This window comes from Saccharopolyspora sp. NPDC000995, assembly GCF_053599315.1.
The window spans coordinates 1-5,184 of the sequence record NZ_JBSFLZ010000226.1 but is presented as its reverse complement, the minus strand read 5'-3'; the positions used below and the strand labels follow the sequence as shown (position 1 = coordinate 5,184).

1 pseudogene is annotated in these 5,184 nt (G+C 63.7%); it reads left to right on the top strand.

Going from position 1 to position 5,184, the window contains the following annotated elements:
* Positions 1-458 precede the first annotated feature (458 nt).
* Positions 459-5,184 (top strand): annotated as a pseudogene (locus ACWDKQ_RS35035) (hypothetical protein); the annotation flags it as partial.

The following is a 5,184-nucleotide window of genomic DNA, read 5'->3' as shown; positions in this document are numbered from 1 at the left end:
CGCTTAAGAACCCTGAGGAGGCCGGGCGTGAGGAGGCCGGGAAGGCATCGGATGAGGATGAGAAGGCTGTTGACGCGGTGCGGGCAAGGCTGGCCGATATTCGGGCAGCGATGACGGCTGTGAGTGCGGGTGCTGGGCCTGCGCGGGGTGGGGAAGGGCTGTCGGAGTCCGCTGGTTTTGCGGGGTCGGAGTTCGTGGGGGCTACGCGGTCGGGGTCCACCGAGGGTGTGGTGGGTGATATCGGGAGCGGTGGTGGGGATGCGGGGACGTTCGGGCGTGGGAGTCCGGAGTCCGAGGGCGGGTTCGGTTCGTGGTTGTCCGGTAGCGCCTTTGCCGATGGTGATGGTGTCGCGTCGTGGGGTGACGGTGCCGAGGTGCCGGGTGGTCATTTCGACGGCTCGGGGGCTCCTGCGGGGGATGCGGAGCCGAGCCCTGGCACATCCACTGACGAGGCGCATGTGCCGGGTGACGATGACGCGGGCGACTTCGATGAGGCCGAGTTCGCGAAGGCCGACAGGGTGTCTCCCACCGACGGCGATCCAGTACGCAGCGCGCCGACTTCGAACAACCCGCACGCACTCAAAGACCCGGAGGCGGAACCGCAGGCACCGGTAGCGTTACCAGCAGACGGTCCCGAGCTGCGGCGCCAGGGCTGGGGAGCCGGACTGCCCACAGAGGTAACGGGTCCGAAGCGGCAGTCCGCGAAGAGGCCGCAGGACGAGACAGGTGAAAGTTCTGGGCACTCCAAGCGACACAGGGGAAATTCAACCGCTGCTAAGAAAAAGGAAGAAAATGCGGAGTATTATCAGAAGAACAAGGAGAAGTTTAAAAGAAAAAACGCGGACTACGTCCGAAATAATCCGATCAAGGTTAAGGGGCTCGTCGCAGACAATTATCGGAAGAATAAGGATGAGATCAACGGAAAACAAAAGGCTCTTCGTCGGCAGCCGGCTGAGATGATTGCGAAGTTGTCGGCATTGTCCGAGCGGAATACGGATCAGCAGGCCGAGCTTGATTTGTGGCAGAAAGTAGAGGCCGACCGAAAGTTGGTCCGTTCGCTGAGGTGGCGGGTAAATAGTAGGGAAAAGCATGCTGCCGAATGGGCTGCGGAAATCCAGGCGGCTGAGGAAGCCCAGGCGTTGGAGAAGTTGCCACCGACCGAGGCCGAACCTGTCAGGCTGCGTAGGTTGCGCGGCCAGGTCGATGAGTTGGCTGATCTTAAGGAGCAGCTGGCGGGCACGAACAAAAGGCTGAGCGATAACAGGAAGACGCTGAAGTCGATGCAGGCCCAGGGGGAGGAGACGGGGGCGGGGCGGATTGCAGGCTTGGAGGCAAGTGGACAGCAGGATGCGATGGTGCGGGATGAGGTGGGGGAGTTTGGGGACGGTGAGCTCGCGGAGCGGCGGAGCGGGGCTGGGCAGGGTGATCAGAATACGGCGTTGGCTGACGCCGATTCCGATGCGTGGCGTGATGAGGCGTTGACGGAATTGGGTGAGCAGGATGCGGTGGAAGGTGCGGCGGATGCTGGGGCAGTTGCCGGGAACAGAGGGGATGATCCCGGGAATCCGGGTGACGGCGGGAACAGGGTGCTCACCTCGCCTGATCAGGCAGCACAGCAGGACGAGCGGGCGGCGGAGCGGAACCGGGTGAGGAGGGAGGCAGCTGCCCGGGTTGCAGAGTTGGAGGGGTTGGAGACCGAGAGGTCCCTGACGTCGGAGGTGGCAAAGGAGCTGGCGGCGCTCCAGCCGAAAGTGGCGGAGGAGCTGGCGGCGCTCCAGCCGAAAGTGGCGGAGCGGAAGCAGGAAGGGGAGGTGATGGAGACCGGGGAGAGTGGGGTCTCGGTGGCAGGGCGGGATGAGTGGGTTGCGGGGCCGGACGGGGTATCGGAGTGGACTAGGGCTCAGGCGGACGACCGTGGCCCGGGGTTGGCTGACTTCGATCTCGGTGCGCGGCTTGTTCAGATGGTGGCCGATCCAGATGTGTCGAGGGATGCGGGTGCGGCGGAGGCGGAAACGATGTTGGGAGAGGGTGCTTATGAGGAGTTTGTCGAAACCGAGCTGGCCGCGTTCAAAGAGGCGGGGGAGGGGGTGGGTGATATAGGGGAGATGGTTGGGGAGGGGGGCGATGATTTCGCTGCGTTTCTCCGTGACTATAACGGCGGAGAGGATTCTGTCGGGTTGTTTGGCGGCGAAGTGGGTGGGCTGCCTACTGGCGAGGCGGTTGTGGATGAGGGGTTGCCGCGGGGTGTGAAGCACGCGGGGCTGGTGGCGGGCGAGTTGGGGGCTGTGTATCGATTACTGCAGGGGGTGAACCGAGACAATTATCTTTCTGGTGATATGCGTTTTCGGGTGAATTGCCTGGAAGCGTTTGTGGCGTTCCATAATTCTTTGAAGTTCAACCGGCAGTTTGTGGCGGGGCCGGCTGGTCGTGATCGGGATCCGGCTCGGTTGGTGGTGGCGTTCGGTCGGGAGCCCCGGCGGGTGGATGGTGTGGCTGGGGGTGAGCAGTACGTGCGCAGCGGGCCGGTGGGGGTGGCTGCGCCGGTGATTTACCAGCGTGCGGATCGTAGTGCGCATCTGATCGCCGCGGTGCATGTGGGAGACCGTGATGGGAAAGAGGTGGTCGTTCTACTGGATCCGCAGAAGGGAGAGGACGCTGATAGGAATGACGCCCTGTCTGCAACCCGGATGTGGGTGATTCCGATGGCGGAGGTGGAACCGGATCCGACCACGCCGGTGATGTTGCCAGAAGGCGGTTCCAAGCTGCGGCGCCAGGGTTGGGGGGCTGCGCTGCCCACCGGGGTGGAGGGTCCGAACAGTCCGAACACTCAGCCTGGTGTGTCTGGGCCGGTGGCGGCGGAAGTTGGCACGGAGGGCACGAAGAGGACCCGGGAGGAGGCTGACGGGAGTTCTCCCGGGGCGTCCAAGCGACCGACAGTGGCAGGACCGGCTGGGGTTGGTTCCGGGAATCAAGGCGGCGAGGGTGACGGAACCACACCGACGGATCAGGCAGCACAACAGGACCCGCGGGCGGCAACGCAGACACGGAGACAGCAAAACAACGCGAGGCAGTACCAGGCGAGGAAGGCCGACGCCGCCCAGCTTGCGGAGTTGAAGAGGCAGCAGCAGTCGGCCCAGGAGAAGGGGAAGCAGCTGGCTCCGGAAAAGGCCAAGGAGCTGGAGCGGCTCGAGCAGAGAGTGGAAAAGTGGAAGCAGAACAAGAAGGGAAACAACGCGAGGCTGTACCAGGCGAGGAAGGCCGACGCCGCCCAGGTTGCGGATTTGCAGAGGAAGGAGCAGTTGGCCCATGAGGAGGGGAGGGAGCTGCCTAAGGCGGAGGCGGAGAGGCTGGAGCAGCTCAAGTCGAAGGTGGAAAAGCGGAGGCAGATGCACAGGGCGGCTGTCATCAATTCTTACAGGGCGAAAAAGGACGCCGACGCCGACGAATTTGCGAAGTTGAAGAAGTTGGAGGAGCTGGGGCAGCTGAATCCGGAGCAGCGGACCAAGCTCGATTTGCATCGGGAAATAGAAAAGGACGAAAAGGGGGAAAGTCGGCTGAGGAGTCGAGTATCGACACTGAAAAAAGAGGCTGCGGAGGTACGGGCGTTGGAGGCGTTGCCGAGGAGTGCCGATGTTGAGGGCCAGCTGCGTGCGTTGCGGGACAGGATGGTTAGGTGGGCTGGTTCTGCGGAGGAGTTGGGGGAGACGCGGGAAAGGCTGAAGACAAATAGGGCGGCGCTGACGGCGATGCAGGCCCGGAAGGAGACTGGGCCCGGGGAGATTGCGGGCGTGGAGTCAGGCGGGCAGCAGAATGAGCAGGATGCAATGGCGTCGAGTGAGGGATCGGAGTCGGCTGGGGCTGATCAGGACGAACAGGACACGTGGTCGGATGGGGGTGTTGATCTTGGTGAGTCGGTTGATGAGGTGAGGGCGGACCCAGGTGGGGAGGAGCAGGATGCGGCATCGCTGTCCAATTTGGACGAGGATCGGCAGACTGGGTTGGAGGCGTCGCAGGAGTCGGATGCGGCTATGCAGGCGGAGTGGGAGGGGGAGTCTCGGGAGGGGTTGGACGAGGCTGTGCAGGAGCAGGTGGGGAGTGTGGCCCGTGATGGGGGGCAAGATTCGCGGGTTGCGCAGTTGCGGGAGTCGTTGGAGCAGGCTGAGTCCTATCTGGCTTCGTTTGAGGCGTTGCCAAGGTGGGATGAGGTTGTGCGGGCGGATCCGGCGTTGTTGCCGACGTTCGATCAGGGTTTGCGGGCGGGCTGGGAGGAGACGCAGCGGCGTATAGAGGCGTTGCGGGCCGAGTTGGCCGGGTTGGTGGCGGATGACGAGGGCGAACTTGCCGGGGAACACGTGGGTGAGTCTTGGGAGGGGCGGGCTGCGGGGTTCGTGCCACCTGCGATTGCGAGGTTGGCTGAGCTGACGGGGCGGATGGATCGGCATTTGCGGGCGATGCCGCCGGAATTCAATCCGAATCGGGTGCGTGCGAACGTCGAGACCGCGAAGCAGTGGGTGCGGCACGGGCAGTGGACTCCGGAGCAGTTGCAGACGGTGGAGTCGAGCTTGGGTGCGATGCAGGCGGCGGAGAGGGCATTGCGCAATGCTCGCCGGGCGAGGGTGGGTGAGGTGTATGTGGAGGCGAAGCGGGCGATTGCGGAGGGGCGTGTTCCGGTCACGTATTTCAGGGACGGTGTGCCGGGTGGGGTGAGCTCCCGGCCGGATGTGCGTCTGGGGTTCGAGGTCGAGTTCAAGCTCCTCGGCGATAATGTCGATACGCGGGTCAACAGTCTGGGGGCGGAGCTCGAACAAGCAGGGCTGGTGGATTGGCGGACCGATCACGGCTCGAAGCTGCTGGATGAAAAGCTGAAGGCCGCGGCGATTGTGGCCGGTGGTAAGTGGGCGTTGCTCAAGGAGGGGCCGGCGTTCGAGGTGGAGGCGACATCGCCGATCCTGCGTAATGGCACTCAGCGGCCTGTTAGCGAGCAGGTGTGGCCCAGTATGGAGAAGTTGCTGAGCGCGCTGCAGCGGCAGGGCGGTTTCGGCTCGGAGTCAGAGGGCCATATCAATGTCAGTTTCGACCGGCGATTGAGCCCTGTGCAGTACGTGCGTGTGGCGCAGGTCGCGAAGGTCTTCGAGGCGTTGCTCTACCGGTTGGGCAACGTTGCAGGCAGCGATGGGTCGAAGC